This window comes from Amycolatopsis sp. NPDC051372 (assembly GCF_040682095.1).
Classification (GTDB): domain Bacteria; phylum Actinomycetota; class Actinomycetes; order Mycobacteriales; family Pseudonocardiaceae; genus Amycolatopsis.
Map to the genome: position 1 here is coordinate 11,760 of NZ_JBFBAF010000028.1, position 18,795 is coordinate 30,554.

Sequence of the window (18,795 nt, forward strand, 5' to 3'; positions counted from 1 at the left end):
GGGCCGCGCGTAAGGTCGCCGTCACGGACTGTCCGCGCGTTCGGTGATCGACCTCACCGATGAATTCGGTGTTCCTCACACGCCGTTCACCGCGCCGATAGCGCGCCGCAGGTCACGGTGGCACCGCCGTCCGGCCCATTACTGCTGCGACCAAGCTCACGTCTGCCGTGGCGGATTTCCCAAGCACTGGCAAGGGTTGTGAGACGCTCACGGGAACGTGATCGAAATTCGCGTCCAGACTTGACGTGCTTGCCCGGCCTGCCTAACGTCGTCGCGGGCGATGGACCACGGTGAGTTGATCCGGCTGGTCGGAACCGGGTGAGAAAACCCTGGGAGACCCGAATACCTTGTACTGCCGGAAGGAAAACGGACCACGGTGAAGCAGAATTCTGTTCGTCGCAGCCGCGGCTCGTCGATTCGATCACGCGTGCTCGCGATCGCGTTGATTCCGAGTCTCGCTCTCTTGCTCGTCGGCGTCGCGCTCGCCGGTTACCTGATCACCGACGCCCTGCAGGCGCGGGATTACGCGCAGAAGATCCGCAGTTCGGAAGGCCCGGGCATCCCGTTCATCCTCGCCGCCGAGCAGGAGCGGCAGCTGTCGATGAGCCTGCTGGCCGGACAGACCGACGCGCGTCAGGCGCTGCAGGCCGCGCGGCCGAAGACCGACGCGGCGGCCGCGCAGATCAGCTCGATCCTCGAGGGCAACTTCGCCGACGACGACACCGTGCCCGCGAGCGTGAAGCAGAACATCGCCACGTTCGCCGGGCTGTACTCGAAGGTGCCGCAGGTGCGTCAGCAGGTGGACGCGGGGCAGTTGCCGCTGCTGCAGACGTTCACCTTCTACAACCAGATCATCGACCAGTTCACGCAGGGCGTCGCCGGGCTCGCGCAGGCCGCGCGCGGTGCGGAGAACGCCTTCGCGCGCCTGTCGGCGATTCCGATCTTCAACGCCGCCGAGGAGATGCAGCGCAGCGATGCCCTGTCGGCGGCCGGGCTCGCTTCGGGCGGTCTGAGCGGTGACGAGCAACGCGCGTACATCGGGCAGATCGGCGCGTACCACGCGCAGCTGGAACAGTCCGTGCCGCAGATGCTGCCGCAGGTGCGCGCGAGCTACGACAAGCTCGTGGCCGGACCGGACTGGCGCACCGTCACGCAGGTCGAGAACGCGTTCCTGGCGGGCGAAAAGCAGCTGCCCGTGCCGCAGCAGCAGTGGCGCGACGCCGCGCACCAGGTCGCCACCACGTTGATGACGATGTTCGTGACGCAGAGCTCGGCCGCCACCAACGCGGCGATCGCCGACGCCGACACCACGCTCACCAACTCGATCATCGCCGGCGCCGCCGCGCTGCTCATCGCGATCATCGTGGTGCTCATCGCGCTGCGCCTCTCGCGCCGGTTCATCGCGCGCCTCGCGCGGCTGCGGGAGGACACGCTCGACGCGGCCGAGGTCCGGCTGCCGGAACTGGTGGAGCGCGTGCGCGCGGGCGAGCCCGTGGACCTCGAGGAGGGCGGGCACTTCCTCGACCACGGTGACGACGAGATCGGGGAGGTCGCCGAGGCGTTCAACAAAGCGCAGCAGGCGGCCATCGCCGCGGCCGTCGAAGAGGCGAAGACGAGGGAGGGCACCAAGACGGTGTTCCTCAACATCGCCCACCGCAGCCAGGTCATCGTGCACCGGCAGCTGAAGGTGCTCGACGCGGCCGAGCGCAAGCAGGAGGACCCGGACCAGCTGGACACGCTCTTCCAGCTCGACCACCTCTCCACGCGCGCCCGCCGCAACGCCGAAAACCTGATCATCCTCGGCGGCGGCCAGCCCGGCCGGCAGTGGCGCAACCCCGTCGGCCTGGCGGAGCTGGTGCGGGGCGCGGCGGCCGAGACCGAAGACTTCTCGCGCGTGAAGACGGCCGCGCTGCCGTCGATCGCCGTGCGCGGTCCGGTGGTCGGCGACCTCGTGCACCTGCTGGCGGAGCTGATCGACAACGCGACGTCGTTCTCGCCGCCCGAGGCGCGCGTCGAGCTGCGCGGCAACGTCGTCGGCAAGGGCGTGGTGATCGAGGTCGAGGACCAGGGCCTCGGGCTGGAGAAGGAGCAGGCGGACGAGTTCAACGCGATGCTCGCCGACCCGCCGGACTTCGGGATCATGGCGCTGTCGGACGAGCCCCGGCTGGGCCTGTTCGTGGTCGCGCGGCTCGCTTCGCGCCACGGCATCTCCGTGCACCTGCGGGAGTCGGCCTACGGCGGCACGCGCGCGATCGTGCTGGTGCGACGGGATCTGCTGGCCCAGCTGGCCGAAGCGACGCCGGAGGTCGCCGAGGAGCAGGCCCCGGTGCCGGTGCCCGAGCAGCCGGTGAAGGACCCGGTGCGCATGAGCCGCGTCGGCCGGCGGGCGGCGCGGTTGCGCCCCGAAGCGGCTCCGGTCGCGGCGGTGGAACAGCCCGGGTACGAACCGCCTGCGCCGCCGGCCGAGCAGCCCGCTCCGCCGCGCGCCGCCCGGCCGCCTCGCCCGCCCCAGCCGGCGTGGCCCGCGCACGAGCCGCGGCCGGCGCCGGAGAACGGCCGCCCCCAGCAGCCGTACCGGCCGGAAGCACCCGGTCGTCCGCCGCTGCCCCAGCGCCGGCGTCAGCAGAACCTCGTGCCCCAGCTGCGCGAGGACAGTCCGGCGCACGAGCTCCAGGACGCCCGGGAGGACACGCCGGAACTCGCCCGCAACCGCCTCACGGCGTTCCAGCAGGGCACCCGGCGCGCCCGGGAGACGGAAGTCGATTACGACGACAACAGGTACGGAGATCGCGACTGATGGCCAACAACGGCGTCAACGAGCTCGACTGGTTGCTCGACGACCTCGTCAAGCGGGTCGCCGGTGCCGAGCGGGCAGTGGTGCTTTCTTCCGACGGGCTGCTGATCGGCCGGTCGAGCAACCTGTCCGAAGAGGACGGTGAGCACCTGTCGGCCGTCGCCTCGGCGTTCCAGAGCCTCGCGAGGGGCACCGGGCGCCACTTCGGCGGCGGCAACGTGCGGCAGACGATGGTGGAGATGGATCACGCGTTCCTCTTCGTGACGGCGGCCGGCCGCGGGGCGTGCCTCGCGCTGCTGGCGAGCGCCGACGCGGACATGGGGCTCGTGGCGTACGAGATGAACCTGATGGTCAAGCGGGTCGGCGCGGTGCTCACGGCGGCACCGCGAGCCGGAGTGGTCCAGCGGACCTCGCCATGAGCGGCCGGCACGAGTCCTGGTTCGACGACGAGGCCGGGCCGCTGGTCCGCTCGTACGCCGTCACGGGCGGGCGCACCCGCTCGGACACGCTCGGGCTGGACCTGATCACGCTCGTGGTCGCCATGCGGACCGCACGCGAGGTGGCCGCGATCGAGCCGGAGTACGCGCAGATCCTGAGCCTGTGCCAGAAACCGACGTCGGTCGCCGAGGTGGCCGCGCGGGTGGATCTGCCCCTGCCGGTGGTGAAGGTTCTGCTGAGTGATCTGATCGAGTCGAACCTCGTGCTGTTCCGCACCGCGGCACCCCCGACCGAAGCTCCGAACAAACACGTACTCCAGGCGGTTCTCGATGGCATCCGGAAACTCTGAACCCCGGCGCGCGCTGACCGCGACCGCGGTCAAAGTGCTGATCGCCGGTGGGTTCGGGGTCGGCAAGACCACGATGGTCGGGTCGGTCAGCGAGGTCCCCCCGCTGCGTACGGAAGAGGTGATCACCGCCGCTTCCGAAGGCGTCGACGACCTCTCGGGCGTGGAGCAGAAGACCACCACCACCGTCGCGCTGGACTTCGGCCGCATCACGATCAACCCCGAGCTGATCCTGTACTTGTTCGGCACGCCCGGGCAGGACCGGTTCTGGTTCATGTGGGACGAGCTGGCCGAGGGCGCGCTGGGCGCCGTGGTGCTGGCGGACACGCGGCGGCTCGATTCGTGCTTCGCCGCGGTGGACTTCTTCGAGCGCCGGGGCCTTCCGTTCGTGGTCGGCGTGAACTGCTTCGACGGCGCCTACCGATACGGCACGGAAGAGGTCCGGGCCGCGTTGGACCTCGACCCGGACGTTCCCCTGTTGCTGTGCGACGCCCGTGAGCGGGAGTCCACCAAGCAGGTGCTGACGATCCTCATGGAGCACGTGATGAAGTACAACGACCTGGCGGCCGCGGGCTACTGACGGGCTTTCTTGGCTCGGTTGCGAAGGTTGCCCAGGTTGCCCAGGGCGAACGCGCCCGGACCGGTGAAGGCGATCGTCAGGAAGATCCACGAGTACAGCGCGGCCGGCTCGCCCATGTTCTGCATCGGCAGCAGGCCCATCGGCGCGTGGACGGTGAAGTAGGCGTAGGCCATCACGCCGGACAGCACGATCGCGGCCGGTCGTGTCGCCACACCCAGCAGGATCAGCACGGCGCCGACGACCTCGATCGCGCTGGCCCAGAAGCCGGGGAAGCTGCCGAACGGCACGGCCCCACCCTGGCCGTCGATGCCGCCGAAGAAGCCGAAGCCGGCCAGGCCGTGGATCAGGAACAGGGCCGACGTGACGACCCGGAACAGGGCCAGCACGATCGGGCGGACGCGCTCGACGAGCTGCGGCTTCGTGGTCGACACGGTGGACGGGGTGGCCTGGGTGCGGGTGATGGTGGTCATTTCCGGTTCCCTCCGAGTGTTTTTCCCTTTTGCCGATGCGTCGAGCGGGCTCGACGCGGATCGACACGGGTGCGGAAACTTTTTCGGGCGGGTTCCGGCAGACTGTCGCGATGGCTGCCAAACACAGCGCCGGGCTGCTGCTCTTCCGCCGGCGCGACGAGGTCGAGGTGCTGCTCGCGCACATGGGCGGGCCGTTCTGGGCGAAGAAGGACGAGGCCGCGTGGTCGCTGCCCAAGGGCGAGCTGGAGGACGGCGAGGAGCCGGTGGCCGCCGCGCGGCGCGAGTTCGCGGAGGAGCTCGGCCTGCCCGCGCCCGACGGCGAGTGGTTCGCGATGGGTGACGTGCGGCAGTCGGGGAAGGTCGTCACGGCGTGGGCCGTGGAGGCGGACCTGGACCCGGCGGCGGTCGTGCCGGGGACGTTCGAGCTGGAGTGGCCGCCGCGCTCGGGGCGCAAGCAGGAGTTCCCGGAGGTGGACCGCGTCGAGTGGTTCGGGCTGGACGCCGCGCGGGTGAAGCTCGTGAAGGGGCAGCGGGCGTTCCTCGACCGGCTGTCCGAAGTGATCTAGCCTAAGAGGTCGAGGACCTCGGCCAGCGGCTTGGCCGTGAACGACGGCAGCACCAGGTCGGCGTGGCCGAAGTCGAGCACAGTGGTGATGGCGTTCGGCACGGCGACCGTCGGGATGCCCGCGGCCTTGGCGGCGCTCACACCGTGGGGCGAGTCCTCGAAGGCGATGGCTTGCTCCGCCGGGACGTCGAGCGTGGCCAGCGCGGCGAGGTAGGTGTCGGGGCGCGGTTTGGCGGCGTGGCGGTCGCCGGTCTCGACGGAGCCGAACCGTTCGGCGAGGCCGAGGCGGGCGAGCTGGCCGTGGACCCAGGTGCCCGACGAGCTGGACGCGACGCCGAGCTTGAGGTTCCGGCTCGCGGCCTCGTCGAGATAGCCGAGCACGCCCTCGCGCGGGCCTTCGGCTTCCAGCAGCTGGTGGACGCGGGCGCGCATCCCCGGGCGCAGCTGCTCGGGGTCGATGTGCGCGACGCGCTCGGCCAGCAGCTTGAACATCGTGGCGGCCGTGTTCTGCGTGCCGATCACGGTGTGCCAGACCTCCAGCGGGAGCTCCGTGCCGTGGTCGCGGAACATCTCCTGCCACGACTGCAGCACCGCGGCTTCCGTGTCGGCCAGCGTTCCGTCGAAGTCGAAGATCAGCGCTCGCGTGGCCACCCGGTCAGCTTGCCGTACGGCCGTTCGCGGTGTCAGCGAGGTGTGAAGAACTCCGCAAGCACGGGGGCGAGAGCCTTGGCCTTCACGAGGTGGGTCTGGCCCGCGAGGGTGCGGTAGGTGGCGCCCGGCAGCGTCTGGGCCAGCTGGGCCACGCCGGTGCGCATCCACCGGGGACTCTTGCCACCGTCGATGACGAGGGTCGGCGCGGTGATGCCCGACCAGCGTCCCTCGGGGAGCGGCTCGCCGGCCTGGTTGCCGTCCATCAGGGCGTTGTCGTAGGGGAGCGTGTGGGCGACGCGCTTGAGCTTCGGCCACGCGGGCATGAGGCGCATCATCGCGACCATGGGCGCGGGCAGCTCGATCCCGATGCGCATGAAGAGGCGGACGGCTTCCGCGCGGTCGTCTGTTGCGACGGCCTGCTCGAGCTTCTCGGTGTAGTCGGCTTTGAGGGGCTTGCGCGACCCGTCGACGACGAACGGCGGCTCGTACACGGCGAGTTTGCTCGTCGGCACCCCGCGGTGCGCCGCTTCGAGCGCGAGCACGGCTCCCGAGGAGATCCCGAAGAGGCCGGCTTCTCCACCCGCCTCCTTGACGATGGCCGCGACGTCTTCCACTTCGCGCTCCACGTCGTAGGGCAGCGTGTTCCCGCTTTCACCCCGGCCGCGGCGGTCGAACGTGAAGACGGTGAAGCGGGCGGCGAGTTCCTTCGCGATGGCGTCGTTGGGCGTCGAGCCGCGGTAACACATCGCCCCGTCGACGAGCACGAGCGACGGCCCGGTGCCGAGGCGGGTGTAGCCGAGGGTGGTGCCGTCGGCGGACGTGGTGGTGGGCATGGGTTTTGCCTCCTTCAGTGGTTGATGGTGCGCTTGGTGTGGACCGCTGTCACGGCGAGCCAGGTGAACGCCAATGCGACGGCCACCCAAAAACCGATGACGACCACGGGGTTGGTCGACCCGGTCGCGACGCCCGCGAACCCGGCGAGGAACGCGATGCCGGTGATGCGGGAGTAGGCGGATTTGCGGGCGAGGCACGCGGCGGTGAAGGCGAGGAAACCGATTCCGGCGGTGACGATGTGGAGCGCTCCGTGCCAGCTGATCGCCGCGCCGGCGGGGTCGGCCACAAAGATCCCGGCGGCGACGAGGCCGGCGCCGAAGGTGGCGATCAGCCGGCTCTTGAGCCCGATGGCGCAGGCGATGACGAGCAGTCCGGTGACGACGAAGTTGGCTATTTGGATCCAGCCGTCGGGCCCGATGGCGAGGAGGCTGACGTCGGTTCGCGCGGGGTCGAACCCGGGGCGGGCCAGGGCCTGGGCGAGGGCGGTCACGAGGTAGACCGGCCCGGCGGCGATGCCGGCGTTGAGGAGGGCGCGGGTGGTGTTTGTGCTGCTCTGGCGGGTGGTCGGTCTCGGTGCGGTGGTGGTCATGGCGAGCTTCCCTCGGGTGGTGGACTCCTTGGTTGGTCTGGTGTGGAGAAGGCTGTCACCGATGGTTTTGATTGTCAAGACAAAAATATTAGTCGGTGGGGTGGGCGTCGGTGCGGTCATTCGAGGACCCGGCAGAGCTGAGGGGTGGCGAGATCGCTTGTCGCACGCCGGAACGCCCGCCGCCCGCTCGAGTGGGGTCGGGCTCGGCGGTGCTCAGGTCGGGCGCAGTGGCCGGGTCGAGGTGGGCGAGGGGCGGGGGGCAGACCGATCAGGCGGCGCGTCGGGTTGCCGGGCCGTGCCGAAAGACTTGGCTGGCATGGGGTTGCGAGGGCCAGGCCGGTCGGTGGTGCCCAGGTCAGGCGCAGCGGCCGGGTCGAGGTGGGCGAGGGGCAAGCCGATCGGGCGGCGCGTCGGGTTGCCGGGCCGTGCCGAGGTGGGCGGGGGGCAAGCCGATCGGGCGGCGCGTCGGGTTGCGGGGCCGCGTCAAAGACGTGGCCGGCATGGGGTGCGAGAGCCAGGCCAGTCGGTGGCGTGCTGGCCAGGGCGAGGTGGGAGAGAGGCGGACCGACCAGAGGCTGCGACGGGTCGCCGGGCGACGCCAAAACATTTTGTCGGCATGGCGTTGCGAGAGCCGGACCGGTCGGTGGTGCCCAGGTCGGGGCCGGAGAAGGCGGACGGGCCAGGCGACGCGATTATCGCCGGTCGGGTCGAAGCCCTCGCCCGGCCGGCCGGGAGTTGGCGGTGCTCAGGCCTGGTCCGGTGGCCGGGTTGAGGCACGGAGCCGCGGTGCTGTTCGGGCGGCGCGTCGCTGGGTTGAGCCGGAGTCCTCGCCCGCCCTGGCGCTGCTCAGGTGAGGGCGATCGGGGTCGGCGATGGCGTTGGTCATGTGGTTCGGCGGATCGCCGGATCGCGCCGAAGGTCTCGCCCAGCCTGGCTTAGCTCGCCTCAGGCCGGGCGGGTCTGCGCTGTTCGGATCTGGCGTGGGGCCTACTTGGATTCGGCGAGGCGGGCCCGCTCGGCCGCTGGTCGCGCCGAAGCGCTCGCCCGGCCCGGCGTTGCTCGCGTCAGGCCGGGCGGTCGAGGGTTGGTGGTGTCCAGGTCAGGCGGCGCGACGGAGCGTGAGAAGGCTGATCTCGTTCGGCGCGAACACGCGGAACGGCGGCCCCCAAAACCCGGAGCCGCGGCTGTTGTACAGCTGGGTGCGGGGCCCGTGGGGCGTCAGGCCGGAGAGCGTGGGTTGGTCGAGCCGGACGAGCAGGTGGAACGGCCAGATCTGGCCGCCGTGGGTGTGCCCCGAGATCTGCAGGTCGACGCCGGCTTCGCGGGCCTGTTTGACCTGCTTGGGCTGGTGGGCGAGGAGGACGACGGGGACGTCGGGGTCCGCGCCGGCGAGGGCGGCGGGCAGGTCGGGGCCGTGGCCGGGCAGCCCGGAGGCCGCGCCGGTGGGGTCGTCGATGCCGGCGAAGAGGATGCGGTCGCCGCCGCGCTCGACGAGGGTGCTGCGGTTGTGGAGGGTGTCCCAGCCGAGGCTCGCCATGTGGTCGAGCCAGGCCTGGGCTTCGCCGAAGTACTCGTGGTTGCCGGTGATGTAGAAACGGCCGAGGCCGGCCTGCACGCCGCCCAGCGGGTCGACCTGCTTGCGGCGCTTGGCGACCGATCCGTCGGCGAGGTCGCCCGCGTGGCAGACGACGTCGGCCTGCAGCCGGTTCACCTCGGCGACCAGCTTCTCCGACCACTTGGTGCGGTCGAGGGGACCGTAGTGCGTGTCGGTGATGACCGCGATGCGCAGCCCGTCGACGCCCGCGCCCAGCCGCGGGATCACCACGTCCACTTCCTTCACCGGCGGCACCCGCATCGCGGCCCGGTTGCCGACCACGAGCAGCACCACCGACACCGCCAGGCTCGCCGCCGCCACAATCCGCGGCCGCGCGGGGTCGTCGACACCCGCCGCCAGCAGCGCCAGCCGCAACACGTGCCCGAGGACGCTCCACGTGAACAGCACCCAGATGGTGCCCAACATGACGTCCCCAGTCCGCGCCGCGGCATCGCTCTGCCTCGGCCCGTGGCCCTGGAACATCAGCACCGGAAACGCCACCATCGCGCCCGCGAACACCACCGTCCCCGCGACGGTCCCCGCCACCGGCCACCCCGGCAACAACACGAACACCGACCAGGGCTCCCCGAACAACAACAGCAACGCAACAACCAGGGCGGCCGCCCGACGAACCCGACGCATCACGGTCGCCATCCCTTCGACATGGTCTACCCAGAGTAGCCGGACTCGGGGGCTAACGGCCCAATGGGCTGTTAGGGCTGTTTCGGTGGGTCGGGTCGCCGAGCCGCCGAGTCGCTGAGCTGGCCGAGTCGCTGAGCTGGCCGACCAGGTCGGTCGAGTCCTGTGGCCGAGCCGGACTGCGTCGGTTGCGCGAGCCGAGCACGGGAGAACGCGTGGGCCGGCCGTCCGGTGAACGCTCCGATGGCCGCCGGCCAGACGGCGACCAGCCGCTACCAGCTCATGATGGGCCCGTGGTACCACGATCCGACCGGTGACATCGACCTGCACCCGATCGAGCTGGCCTGGTACGACCACTGGCTCAAGGGCGTCGACACCGGGATCACCGACACCACGAAACCCTTGCACACCAACGTGTTCGGCACTGACAACTGGGTCGACACCACGACGTACCCGTTCGCCGGCGCACAAGCCACCACCTACTACTTCGGCGCCGGCCGCACCGGCACCGCACCGCGCGCGGCCAACGACGGCACGCTTTCGACCAGCCCGCCCTCGGGCAGCGGCACCGACTGGATCACCTGGACGCCGACGTCGAGCACCTGCACGCGATCCACCGCCCAGTGGCTGGGCGGATTTCTGCCGAACCTGGCGTGTGACACCACGAACCTCGACCGCGAACACGGTCCAGGCTCGCTCGTCTATACGTCCGCGCCGCTGACGCAGCCGAGCGTGCTCGCCGGGCCGATCACCGCGTCGATCTCCGCGCAGGCCAACACCCTGGACACGATGTGGGTGGTGACCGTGACCGACGTCGGCCCGGACGGTTCGTCCAAGCCGCTCACCGAAGGCGCGCTGGTCGGTTCGCAGCGGGAAACCGACTCGTCGCGCAGCTGGTACAGCCCCGACGGGAAGCTCCTGATGCCCTACCACCCGTACACGCGCCAGTCGGAGAAATGGCTGGTGCCCAACGAAATCACGCGTTACGACGTGGAGGTGTTCCCCACCTTCGCGCAGCTCGCGGCCGGGCACCGGATCCGTGTGGTGCTGACGACGGCCGACACCCCGCACCTCACCCCGACGCTCACCCAGCTCCCCCGCCTGCTCGGCGGCATCTACCAGGTGAAGACGCCCGCGTCTTCGATCACGCTGCCGCTGGCGCCTCTCTCGGCGATCACCGGGTGACGCGCCAGCTCTCCACGGTTTCGTCGACGTCCAACGGCATCGCGCGCAGCGGCGGGCCTTCCTGCGGCCGGCGGTGCGTTTCGCGGATGCGTTCGTTGAGGTCTTCCACGATCTCGCGCACGCGCTTCTCGGTGCGCACCGACGCGAGTTTCGCCGGCAGGTCCTGGATCTCGCGCGGGATCGCGAGTGACGGCGGCAGGAACGAGCCCGTGTCCAGGTCGCCTTCGCGGGCGCGGCGCAAGGCCCAGTCCGTGGCGGCGTCGCGCCCCGTGGCGGGTGGCAGCGGCTTGCCGGCGCCGGGCAGGTCGTCGAACTCGCCGCGCGACTGGGCGGCGTTGATCAGGCGGTCGACCCACGAGCCGAAGGACACGCCGGGGGGTTTGCGCTCGGTCACTCCAACACCTCCGATCCCCACCCAGCGTAGCCGCGCCCGGAGCCTCGCGGATGGGTCGAAGGTCCCGAACCGGCAGGTAGGATCCCCGGCAACCGATCAGCGCCGGGGCAGGGGAGGGGCTGCGACGATGACCGTCGAGCAGAACAGCGACGAACGCGCCGCGGAGGCTGAGCAGATCGACCGCACGCTCGCGTTGCTGTGGCGCGAACGTTCCACGTCCGCAGCCGAACCCGCGCGTGGGCGCCGGCCGACGCTCACCGTCGGGCAGATCGTGGCCGCGGCCATCACGGTCGCCGACGCCGACGGGCTCGTGGCCACGTCGATGCACCGCGTCGCCAAGGAGCTCGGCGCCGGGACCATGACGCTCTACACGTACGTGCCCGGCAAGACCGAGCTCGTCGACCTGATGGTGGACGACGTCCTCGTCGAGCGCGGCCTGCCCGGCCCCGGGCAGCCACGGACGGGTGATTGGCGCGCGCAGATCCGGCTCTACTCCGAGCGCACGCGCGAAGCCCACCGCCGCCACCCGTGGCTGCGCGAGATGTCGCGCGTGCGGCCCGCGCTCGGCCCGGGTCAGCTCGCCGGACAGGAGTACGTACTGTCCACCGTGGACGGTCTGGGGCTCGCGCCACGCGAAACCGTGGCCGCCGCGAACAGCATCACGGCCTACGTGGACGCCAACGCGGCGCTCGAAGCCGAGAGCATCCACCTCGAACGCAGCACCGGCCAGTCGAACGACGCGTGGTGGGACCAGCGTTCTTCCTTCTGGGGCAAGTACTTCGACCTCACCGCGCACCCGGCGATGAACCGGGCTTGGCTCGGCGGCGGCTTCGACCAGGGCGCGGGCGAGCAGGCGGCCGAGGCTTGGGAGTTCGGCCTCGACCGGCTGCTCGACGGCATCGAGCTGCAGGTCAAGCGGTGCCGCGGGCCAGAGCCCGGGCGATGACGTTGCGCTGCACCTCACTTGTGCCTTCGCCGATTTCGAGGATCTTCGCGTCGGCGTAGAAGCGCGAGATGGTTGACTCGCGGATGAAGCCGTAGCCGCCGTGGATCTGCACGCTCTGGCTGGCCGCGCGGTTCGCGACCTCCGACGCGTAGAGCTTCGCCATCGCCGCCGCCGTGCTGAACGGCCGGCCCTGGTCGCCGAGCCACGCCGCGTTGTACACGAGCCAGCGCGCCGCCGCGATCTCCGTGGCCATGTCCGCGAGTTTGTGCCCCACGGCCTGGAACCGTGTGAGCGGCTGGCCGAACTGCTCGCGTTCGCCCGCGTGGCGCACCGCGAGGTCGAGGGCCTTCTGCGCCAGCGACAACGACAGCGCGGCCACACTGATGCGCCCGCCGTCGAGGACTTCCAGGAACTGGCGCAAGCCGTTGCCCTCCTCGCCGATCAGGTGGTCGTCGGGCACCCAGCAGCCGGAGAACACGAGCTCACGCGTGTCGAGCGCGTGCCAGCCGAGTTTCTTCAGCGGCTGCCCCTTGGTGTAGCCGGGTGTGCCTTCGGGGATGAAGAAGGTGCCGTAGCGCTTCGCGCCGCCGTCGTTCTCGCCGGTCAGGGCCAGCACGGTGACGCCGAGGCTCATCTCGGTGCCGGCGTTGCTGATGAACATCTTCGTGCCGTCGAGCAGCCAGCCACCGTCGGCTTGTCGCGCGCGCGTGCGGATGCCGGCCGCGTCCGAGCCGGCCGTGGGTTCGGTGAGGCCGAAGGCACCGATCGCCTCTCCCGAGGCGAGCGGCCGCAGCCACCGTTCCTTCTGCTCGTGGGTGCCGAACGTGGCGAGCGGCAGCGTGGCGATCGTCGAGTGCGCGTTCCACGCCGACGCGATCGACTGGTCGGCCGCGCCCAGCTCCTCCATCGCGGCAACATAGGACACGAAGCCGGCGTCGGTGCCGCCGTACTTCTCGTCCACGAGCATGCCCATCAGCCCGAGCTTGCCCAAGTCGTGGAACACCTTCGTGGGGAAGTGGCTGCGCTCGGACCAATCGGCGGCGTACGGCGCGATTTCCTTCGCGGCGAAATCCCGGCAGAGCTGCTTCAGCGCGACGGTTTCCTCGGGCAGGTCGAAGTCCATCAGTGCTCCTCGGGCTTCAGCAGGATCTTGAGGTGGCTGCCGCGGTCGGCTTCGAGCTCGGCGAACGCGTCGCGCCCGGCCGAGAGCGGCCGCACCCCGGTGAGCATCGGCGTCGCGTCGAGCCGGCCGGTGGCCATGAGGTCGAGCACGCGGGGGATGTCGAAGTTGTAGCCCAGCGAGCCGAGCACCGTGCGCTCGAACGGCACGATCTGCGTGATCGGCAAGGACGCGCTGGCGCCGCTGATCCCGCACAGCACCGCGCGCCCACCTCGGCGCACGGTGCTCACGGCCAGCTCCACCAGGTCCGGACGGCCGGTCGCCTCCACCACCACGTCGGGCCCGACGCGCCCGGTGCGCAGGAAGACTTCGCGCCGCACATCGGTCTTCGCCGGGTCGTAGACCTCGGTCGCGCCGATCTCGGCGGCCTTGCGCGCACGGTCGGGCACGGGCTCGCTCACGTACAGGCCCGCGGCGCCCGCGAGCTTCGCGGCCAGCAGCGCGGCGATCCCGATCGGGCCGGCGCCGAGCAGGAGGACGTGATCACCCGGCTGGACACCCGCGCGGCGGATCGCGTGCAGGCCCACGGCGAGCGGCTCGGCCAGGGCGGCGAGCTCGTCGGAGACGCCGTCGGGGACCGGCACGAGGCCCTCGACGGGCACGGTGACCTTCGACGCGAACCCACCGTCGGCGGCGAGGCCGATCGAGCCGCCCTTGGCGCAGATGTGGTACTCGCCGTGGGTGCACCAGCGGCACACGCCGCAGCGCAGGCACGGGTCGACGGCCACGCGTGTGCCGACGTTCACACCGGGCACGTCGGAACCGAGCGCCACGACCGTGCCGCTCATCTCGTGGCCCAGGGTGAACGGCGGTTCGAGGCCCGTCAACGGGTGTGGCCCCGTGCGGATGAGATTGGGGCCGTGCGCGAACTCGTGCAGGTCGGTGCCGCAGATCCCGCAGTACGACACGGCGATCACCGCTTGACCCGGCGCCGGTGCCGGCGGTTCCGGCACGTCGTCGAGGCGGAGCTCGCCCTTGGCGTGCCAGCGCAGCGCGTGCACGCGACCACCTCCGAACTGGAGTTGTTTTTTCGAACAGTCGGTACAAGAATCGTGGTTCCCGGCGCGATGTCAAGGGCCGGGGAGGAAACCGGTGAACGGCAAGGGCAGGAGCGTGATGACTTCCACCCGGGTGAGCGACCTGGCAACGGCATTCGACGGTGACCCGAGCGCATTGACCGAGATGTACCGGCGGATGCGGCTGATCCGGCAGTTCGAGGACCGGGCGTCGAGGCTGTACCGGAACAACGAGATCCCCGGCTTCCTGCACCTGTCAATCGGGCAGGAAGCCTCGGCGGTCGGCGCGTGCCGGCCGCTGGACGACCGCGACGTGATCACCTCCACCCATCGCGGGCACGGCCACTGCATCGCGAAAGGCCTCGACGTCGAGGGCATGTTCGCGGAGCTGATGGGCAAGGAGACCGGCACGTGCCGGGGCCGCGGCGGGTCGATGCACATCGCGGACCCGCGCAAGGGGATCTTCGGGGCCAACGGAATCGTCGCGGCGGGGCTGCCGATCGCCGTCGGCGCGGGTACGGCCGCGCAGCTGCGTGCTCAGGGCGGTGTGGTGCTGGCGTTCTTCGGCGACGGCGCCGTGGCCCAGGGCATGTTCCACGAAGCGGCGAACCTCGCTTCGGTGTGGCGGCTTCCGGTCATCTTCTTCTGCGAGAACAACAAGTACGCCGAGTTCTCGCCGATCGCCACCCAGACGCGCGCGTCGCTCGCTGACCGCGCGCCGGGGTACGCGATGGATTACCACCACGTGGACGGCAACGACGTCGCCGCCGTCGCCTCGCTCGTCGACGGCTTGGTGCGCGAGCTGCGTGAGGGCGGCGGGCCCGTGCTGGTCGAGGCCGACACGTACCGCTGGCACGGCCACTACGAGGGCGACCCGGAGAAGTACCGGGAGCCCGAAGAGCTGGCGGAGTGGAAGGAACGCGACCCGCTGGTGCGCCTGGCGGCGCGGCTGCGTGAACTGGGCACGGACGTCGCCCCGATCGATTCCGAGGTGGACGCCCGGATCGAGGCGGCGGTCGAGGCCGCGCGCGCCGCGGAGGAACCGTCGCCGGACACGTTGCACCACTACGTCGGCGTGCCACGCGAGCCCGTGCCGGAGCCGGCTGAGGCGACGGGCGAGATCTTCCGGACCATGGACGCGATCCGCGGCGCGCTGGAGTACGAGCTGTCCCACGACGAGTCCGTGTTCCTGGCGGGTATCGACGTCGGCGCCGGCGGCAACGTCTTCGGCCTGACCAGGGGACTCGCCGAGAAGTACCCCGGCCGCGTACGCGACACGCCGATCTCGGAAAGCGCCATCATCGGCGCCGGCGTGGGCGCCGCGATGGCCGGCCTGCGCCCCGTGGTGGAGCTGATGTACTTCGACTTCGTCGGCGTGTGCCTCGACCAGCTCATGAACCAGGCCGCGAAGCTCCGGTTCATGACCGGCGGCGCCGTCAGCCTGCCCATGGTCGTGCGCACGCAGTTCGGCGCGGGGAAGTCGTCGGGGAGCCAGCATTCGCAGAGCCTGGAGGCGCTGCTCGCGCACATTCCCGGCCTGACCGTGGTGATGCCGTCGACCCCGGCGGACACGTATGGCCTCCTGCGGGCCGCCATTCGCGATCCGAATCCGGTGGTGTTCGTCGAGAACCGCCTGATGTACGGGCGGAAGGGACCGCAGCCGCCGCCCACGCACCTGGTGCCGCTGGGTTGCGCCGCCATCCGCCGGCCGGGAACGGACGTGACGCTGGTGTCGTACTCGAAGCTGGTGCACGACTGTGTCGACGTGGCCGCGGAGCTGGCGGCCGAGGGGATCAGCGTCGAGGTGATCGACCTGCGGACCATCGCACCGCTGGACACCGCCACGGTCCTGCAGTCGCTGGCCAAGACCGGGCGGCTGGTGGTGGCGCACCAGGCGGTCGGCGACTTCGGCGTGGGCGCCGAGCTGGCCGCCGTGGCCGCGCGAGAAGGCTTCTGGACGCTGGACGCGCCCGTGATCCGCGTAGGTGCGGCCGGGACGCCGGCGCCTTATGCGCCTTCGCTGGAGCGGGTGTGGTTGCCGTCGAAGGAACGGATCGCCGCCGCCGTCCGGGAATCGGCTCGCGCGTGACTACGCTGCCCGCATGGAGTCCGGCCAGGTCTCGGTGTGGGTCCCGATCGTCGTCGCGGTGCTCGGCATCCTGGGGGTGGTGAGTGGTCAGCTGATCAACGTCTGGCGCGAGGAGCGCCGGTGGGCGCGGGAAGCCGTGCGCGAGGACCAGCGCTGGGCGCGGGAACGCCAGCGCGACCTCGACGCCCACTGGCGAGAGAAGCGCTTCGACGTGCACATCGCGGTGCTCGCCGCCTTCCGCGACTGGGAGCGCGCGCTGGAGAAGCCGGTCGCGGCGCGCGAGGCCGGCCACGAGCCGGCCGGCCTCGACGAGCTGCGCGCACTCGACGAGCAGGTGCAGCAGGTGCTGTCCGGTCTGATGATCTTCGGCCCGACTGCGCTCGCTGCCGCGGCCGACGAGGTCTACCTCGAGTTCCGCCAGAGCCACGACTACGCGCTGGGCCTGCGCGATCTGGGTGCGGCCGTGAAGAACCAGCGCTACCTGGGCGTGCTCCTGCTCGGGCTGCGTCAGCAGGTCCGCGAGGCCCTGCAGATCACGGGGCCGGACGAGGAGGCACCCGTCCGCGCGTGACCGAGCGAATCGAGCGGGTCAGGCCGGCACCCGCGCTCTGAACGCGGCCACCCGTTCCTCCAGGTCAGCCACGTCGTAACCCGGACTGCAGAACCCCGAGATCAACGTCGCGCAGTACTCCCGCGACAGGAACGCCGCGTCCCACGGTCCGTCCGGCCGGGCCCACTGGTAGGTGTGGTTGTGCAGGTTCAGGAACTGCAGCATGGCCAGCCGCGGGTCCAGCCGGCGGAACGCGCCGGTGTCCATCGCAGCGGCCAGCAGATCCAGCACGATGCGTTCGAACTCGCGGCGCTGGCGCAGCAGGCGGGCGCGGTTGGCGCCGCGCAGGTGGCGGTAGTCGTGTTCGTACACCCAGATGTGGTCGAGGCGCTCGAGGATGATGTCGAGCAGCGTCTCGGACAGCAGGCGCAGCCGCAGGACCGGGTCCTCGTCGAGGGTGGCGATGCGGCGGGCGGCGGTGAGCAGCGGGCGCAGTACGCGGTCCTGGATCTCGACCAGGAGGTTCTCCTTGGACCCGATGTAGTAGTACAGCGCGCCCTTCGCGAGGCCCGCGACCTGACCGATCTCGGCGATCCCGGTGGCGGCGTAGCCCTGCTTGGCGAACAGCGCGGCGGCCTGGTCGATGATCTCCTGGCGCTTGACCTCGTAGCCGGGGCCGTGTCCCGGTGGTCTCGGCATTTTTCCCCTCCGCTGCTGGCAGACACACCACTCTAGGCGTCACGGTCGAACGTGGCCTTGCCCGGCCCGTCGCGCAGGAACGACGCCATGCCGGTGTCGCGGTCGCGCGTGGCGAACAGGCCGGCGATGAGCGAGCGTTCCAGGGCCAGGCCCGCGGCGATCGACGAATCGAGTCCGTGGTCCACGGCCTCCTTCACCGCCTGGATCGCGAACCGGGGTCCCGCCGCGAGCGCCTGCGCGTACTCCAGAGCCGCGGCAAGAGGATCGTCGGCGATCCGATCCACGAGCCCCAGGGAGAGCGCTTCCGGAGCACGCACCCGCCGTCCGGTCATCAGCAGCTCCTTCGCCCGCGACGGGCCGATCAAGCGCGCCAGCCGTTGCGTGCCGCCGGATCCCGGGATGATGCCGAGCAGCACCTCCGGCTGGCCGAACACCGCGTCGGGAGCGGCGACGCGGTAGTCGGCCGCGAGCGCGAGTTCCATGCCGCCGCCGAGGGCGTAGCCGTTGACGGCCGCGACAACCGGCATCGGGAGTTCGGCGAACCGCGTGAACGCCTTCTGCAGCGCGCGGTTCCAGCCGAGCACCTCCTCGAACGAGAACCCGGCCAGCTGCTTGATGTCCGCGCCCGCCGCGAAGACCCGCGAGCCGCCGTGGAGCACCACCGCGTGGACGTCGTCGGAGTCCGCCAAGCGCGCCGCGGTGTCGGCCAGCGCGTGGCGCATCTCGGTGTCGAAGGCGTTGAGGGGCGGGTGGTCCAGGCGGACCGTCGCGACCCGGCCGGTGGTTTCGACGTGTAGCCGTTCCGTCATCACTGAAGCTCCTCACCTCACCCGGTCCGGGCTTGTCAGGCCGCGATCAGGGTCCTACAGTGCTTCCCATCACGGTTTCTTAGACCGATTGGTACACGAAACTCGGCAGCGGCACAACACACCGGAGTGATGGCCCATGGACGCAGTCGAATCATCCGTCCCCGAAGGACTTTCGGTAGCCCGGGAAGAGGTCACCGACGCCGATCTGCAGGCACTCGGCGTGAACCTCGAACGGGATTTCCCCGGTTCCACCGCAGCGGACTTCCGCCGCTACCCGGTGCTCTCGGAAGGCGGTTGGTTCACCGTCGTCAAGCACCAGAAAACGCTCGAATCGGTGAGCCGTGAAACCGGCCCGCTGCTCGGCCCCATCGTTCTCACCTCCGACGGCCTCGACGTTTACTGACCACGAATCACCGAAAGGCGGGTA

20 protein-coding genes are annotated in these 18,795 nt (G+C 70.7%); 10 read left to right on the forward strand and 10 right to left on the reverse strand.

What is annotated here, in order from left to right; genetic code table 11:
• Window positions 1-376 precede the first annotated feature (376 nt).
• From AB0M56_RS35020 to AB0M56_RS35035, 4 genes are read left to right on the forward strand one after another with little or no spacing between them, the layout of a single operon-like run.
• The gene (locus AB0M56_RS35020; protein ID WP_364184310.1) at window positions 377-2,797 is read left to right on the forward strand and encodes a nitrate- and nitrite sensing domain-containing protein; all 2,421 of its coding nucleotides are present in this window, start codon (window positions 377-379) and stop codon (window positions 2,795-2,797) included.
• Entirely contained in the window at window positions 2,797-3,213 is a 417-nt protein-coding gene (locus AB0M56_RS35025) for a roadblock/LC7 domain-containing protein (RefSeq protein WP_220243702.1), read from the forward strand. Before AB0M56_RS35020 ends, AB0M56_RS35025 begins: the two co-directional genes overlap by 1 nt.
• Window positions 3,210-3,581 carry a DUF742 domain-containing protein gene (locus AB0M56_RS35030; protein WP_364184312.1) on the forward strand — a complete coding sequence of 124 codons (372 nt, stop codon included), beginning with the start codon at window positions 3,210-3,212 and terminating at the stop codon, window positions 3,579-3,581. The genes AB0M56_RS35025 and AB0M56_RS35030 overlap by 4 nt, the downstream gene beginning before the upstream one ends.
• Window positions 3,562-4,158 (forward strand): ATP/GTP-binding protein, encoded by a 597-nt coding sequence (locus AB0M56_RS35035; protein WP_364184315.1) that lies wholly within the window; start codon window positions 3,562-3,564, stop codon window positions 4,156-4,158. The genes AB0M56_RS35030 and AB0M56_RS35035 overlap by 20 nt, the downstream gene beginning before the upstream one ends.
• Here AB0M56_RS35035 and AB0M56_RS35040 read toward each other — a convergent pair.
• Entirely contained in the window at window positions 4,152-4,628 is a 477-nt protein-coding gene (locus AB0M56_RS35040; RefSeq protein ID WP_364184318.1) for a DoxX family protein, read from the reverse strand. The two genes, AB0M56_RS35035 and AB0M56_RS35040, sit on opposite strands and share 7 nt — an antisense overlap.
• 110 nt (window positions 4,629-4,738) lie before the next feature.
• Between AB0M56_RS35040 and AB0M56_RS35045 the strand changes: the two genes are divergently transcribed.
• Complete coding sequence (locus AB0M56_RS35045) at window positions 4,739-5,194, forward strand: NUDIX domain-containing protein (RefSeq protein WP_364184321.1); 456 nt, start codon at window positions 4,739-4,741, stop codon at window positions 5,192-5,194.
• On the opposite strand, the gene AB0M56_RS35050 is transcribed toward AB0M56_RS35045, so the two are convergent.
• From AB0M56_RS35050 to AB0M56_RS35065, 4 genes are all read right to left on the reverse strand, one after another.
• Window positions 5,191-5,844 (reverse strand): HAD-IA family hydrolase, encoded by a 654-nt coding sequence (locus AB0M56_RS35050; protein ID WP_364184324.1) that lies wholly within the window; start codon window positions 5,842-5,844, stop codon window positions 5,191-5,193. The two genes, AB0M56_RS35045 and AB0M56_RS35050, sit on opposite strands and share 4 nt — an antisense overlap.
• Before the next feature lie 32 nt (window positions 5,845-5,876).
• Window positions 5,877-6,677 carry an alpha/beta hydrolase gene (locus AB0M56_RS35055; protein ID WP_364184327.1) on the reverse strand — a complete coding sequence of 267 codons (801 nt, stop codon included), beginning with the start codon at window positions 6,675-6,677 and terminating at the stop codon, window positions 5,877-5,879.
• A 14-nt stretch (window positions 6,678-6,691) separates the two neighbouring features.
• Window positions 6,692-7,267, reverse strand: coding sequence for a DUF998 domain-containing protein (locus tag AB0M56_RS35060; RefSeq protein ID WP_364184330.1), 576 nt, complete (start codon window positions 7,265-7,267; stop codon window positions 6,692-6,694).
• Between the two features lie 1,099 nt (window positions 7,268-8,366).
• Window positions 8,367-9,503, reverse strand: coding sequence for a metallophosphoesterase (locus AB0M56_RS35065; RefSeq protein ID WP_364184333.1), 1,137 nt, complete (start codon window positions 9,501-9,503; stop codon window positions 8,367-8,369).
• A 240-nt stretch (window positions 9,504-9,743) separates the two neighbouring features.
• On the opposite strand from AB0M56_RS35065, the gene AB0M56_RS35070 reads away from it, so the two are divergent.
• Window positions 9,744-10,685, forward strand: coding sequence for a CocE/NonD family hydrolase (locus tag AB0M56_RS35070; protein ID WP_364184336.1), 942 nt, complete (start codon window positions 9,744-9,746; stop codon window positions 10,683-10,685).
• On the opposite strand, the gene AB0M56_RS35075 is transcribed toward AB0M56_RS35070, so the two are convergent.
• Window positions 10,675-11,079: a DUF1992 domain-containing protein gene (locus tag AB0M56_RS35075; RefSeq protein WP_364184339.1), complete on the reverse strand. Its 405-nt coding sequence runs from the start codon at window positions 11,077-11,079 to the stop codon at window positions 10,675-10,677. The genes AB0M56_RS35070 and AB0M56_RS35075 overlap by 11 nt on opposite strands.
• 127 nt (window positions 11,080-11,206) lie before the next feature.
• On the opposite strand from AB0M56_RS35075, the gene AB0M56_RS35080 reads away from it, so the two are divergent.
• Window positions 11,207-12,025 carry a TetR/AcrR family transcriptional regulator gene (locus AB0M56_RS35080; RefSeq protein ID WP_364184342.1) on the forward strand — a complete coding sequence of 273 codons (819 nt, stop codon included), beginning with the start codon at window positions 11,207-11,209 and terminating at the stop codon, window positions 12,023-12,025.
• On the opposite strand, the gene AB0M56_RS35085 is transcribed toward AB0M56_RS35080, so the two are convergent.
• Both AB0M56_RS35085 and AB0M56_RS35090 read right to left on the reverse strand, forming a co-directional pair.
• Window positions 11,991-13,148 (reverse strand): acyl-CoA dehydrogenase family protein, encoded by a 1,158-nt coding sequence (locus tag AB0M56_RS35085; RefSeq protein ID WP_364184345.1) that lies wholly within the window; start codon window positions 13,146-13,148, stop codon window positions 11,991-11,993. The genes AB0M56_RS35080 and AB0M56_RS35085 overlap by 35 nt on opposite strands.
• Window positions 13,148-14,206 carry an alcohol dehydrogenase catalytic domain-containing protein gene (locus AB0M56_RS35090; protein ID WP_364184347.1) on the reverse strand — a complete coding sequence of 353 codons (1,059 nt, stop codon included), beginning with the start codon at window positions 14,204-14,206 and terminating at the stop codon, window positions 13,148-13,150. The genes AB0M56_RS35085 and AB0M56_RS35090 overlap by 1 nt, the downstream gene beginning before the upstream one ends.
• Before the next feature lie 115 nt (window positions 14,207-14,321).
• On the opposite strand from AB0M56_RS35090, the gene AB0M56_RS35095 reads away from it, so the two are divergent.
• Together AB0M56_RS35095 and AB0M56_RS35100 are read left to right on the forward strand one after the other, a co-directional pair.
• Window positions 14,322-16,310 (forward strand): dehydrogenase E1 component subunit alpha/beta, encoded by a 1,989-nt coding sequence (locus AB0M56_RS35095; protein WP_364184350.1) that lies wholly within the window; start codon window positions 14,322-14,324, stop codon window positions 16,308-16,310.
• Between the two features lie 13 nt (window positions 16,311-16,323).
• Entirely contained in the window at window positions 16,324-16,881 is a 558-nt protein-coding gene (locus AB0M56_RS35100; protein WP_364184353.1) for a hypothetical protein, read from the forward strand.
• Between the two features lie 18 nt (window positions 16,882-16,899).
• Here the strand turns inward: AB0M56_RS35100 and AB0M56_RS35105 are convergent, their stop codons facing one another.
• Window positions 16,900-17,559, reverse strand: coding sequence for a TetR/AcrR family transcriptional regulator (locus tag AB0M56_RS35105; RefSeq protein ID WP_364184356.1), 660 nt, complete (start codon window positions 17,557-17,559; stop codon window positions 16,900-16,902).
• Between the two features lie 32 nt (window positions 17,560-17,591).
• Window positions 17,592-18,368 carry an enoyl-CoA hydratase-related protein gene (locus AB0M56_RS35110; RefSeq protein WP_364184359.1) on the reverse strand — a complete coding sequence of 259 codons (777 nt, stop codon included), beginning with the start codon at window positions 18,366-18,368 and terminating at the stop codon, window positions 17,592-17,594.
• 136 nt (window positions 18,369-18,504) lie between these two features.
• Between AB0M56_RS35110 and AB0M56_RS35115 the strand changes: the two genes are divergently transcribed.
• The gene (locus tag AB0M56_RS35115; RefSeq protein WP_220243678.1) at window positions 18,505-18,771 is read left to right on the forward strand and encodes a hypothetical protein; all 267 of its coding nucleotides are present in this window, start codon (window positions 18,505-18,507) and stop codon (window positions 18,769-18,771) included.
• Window positions 18,772-18,795 lie beyond the last annotated feature (24 nt).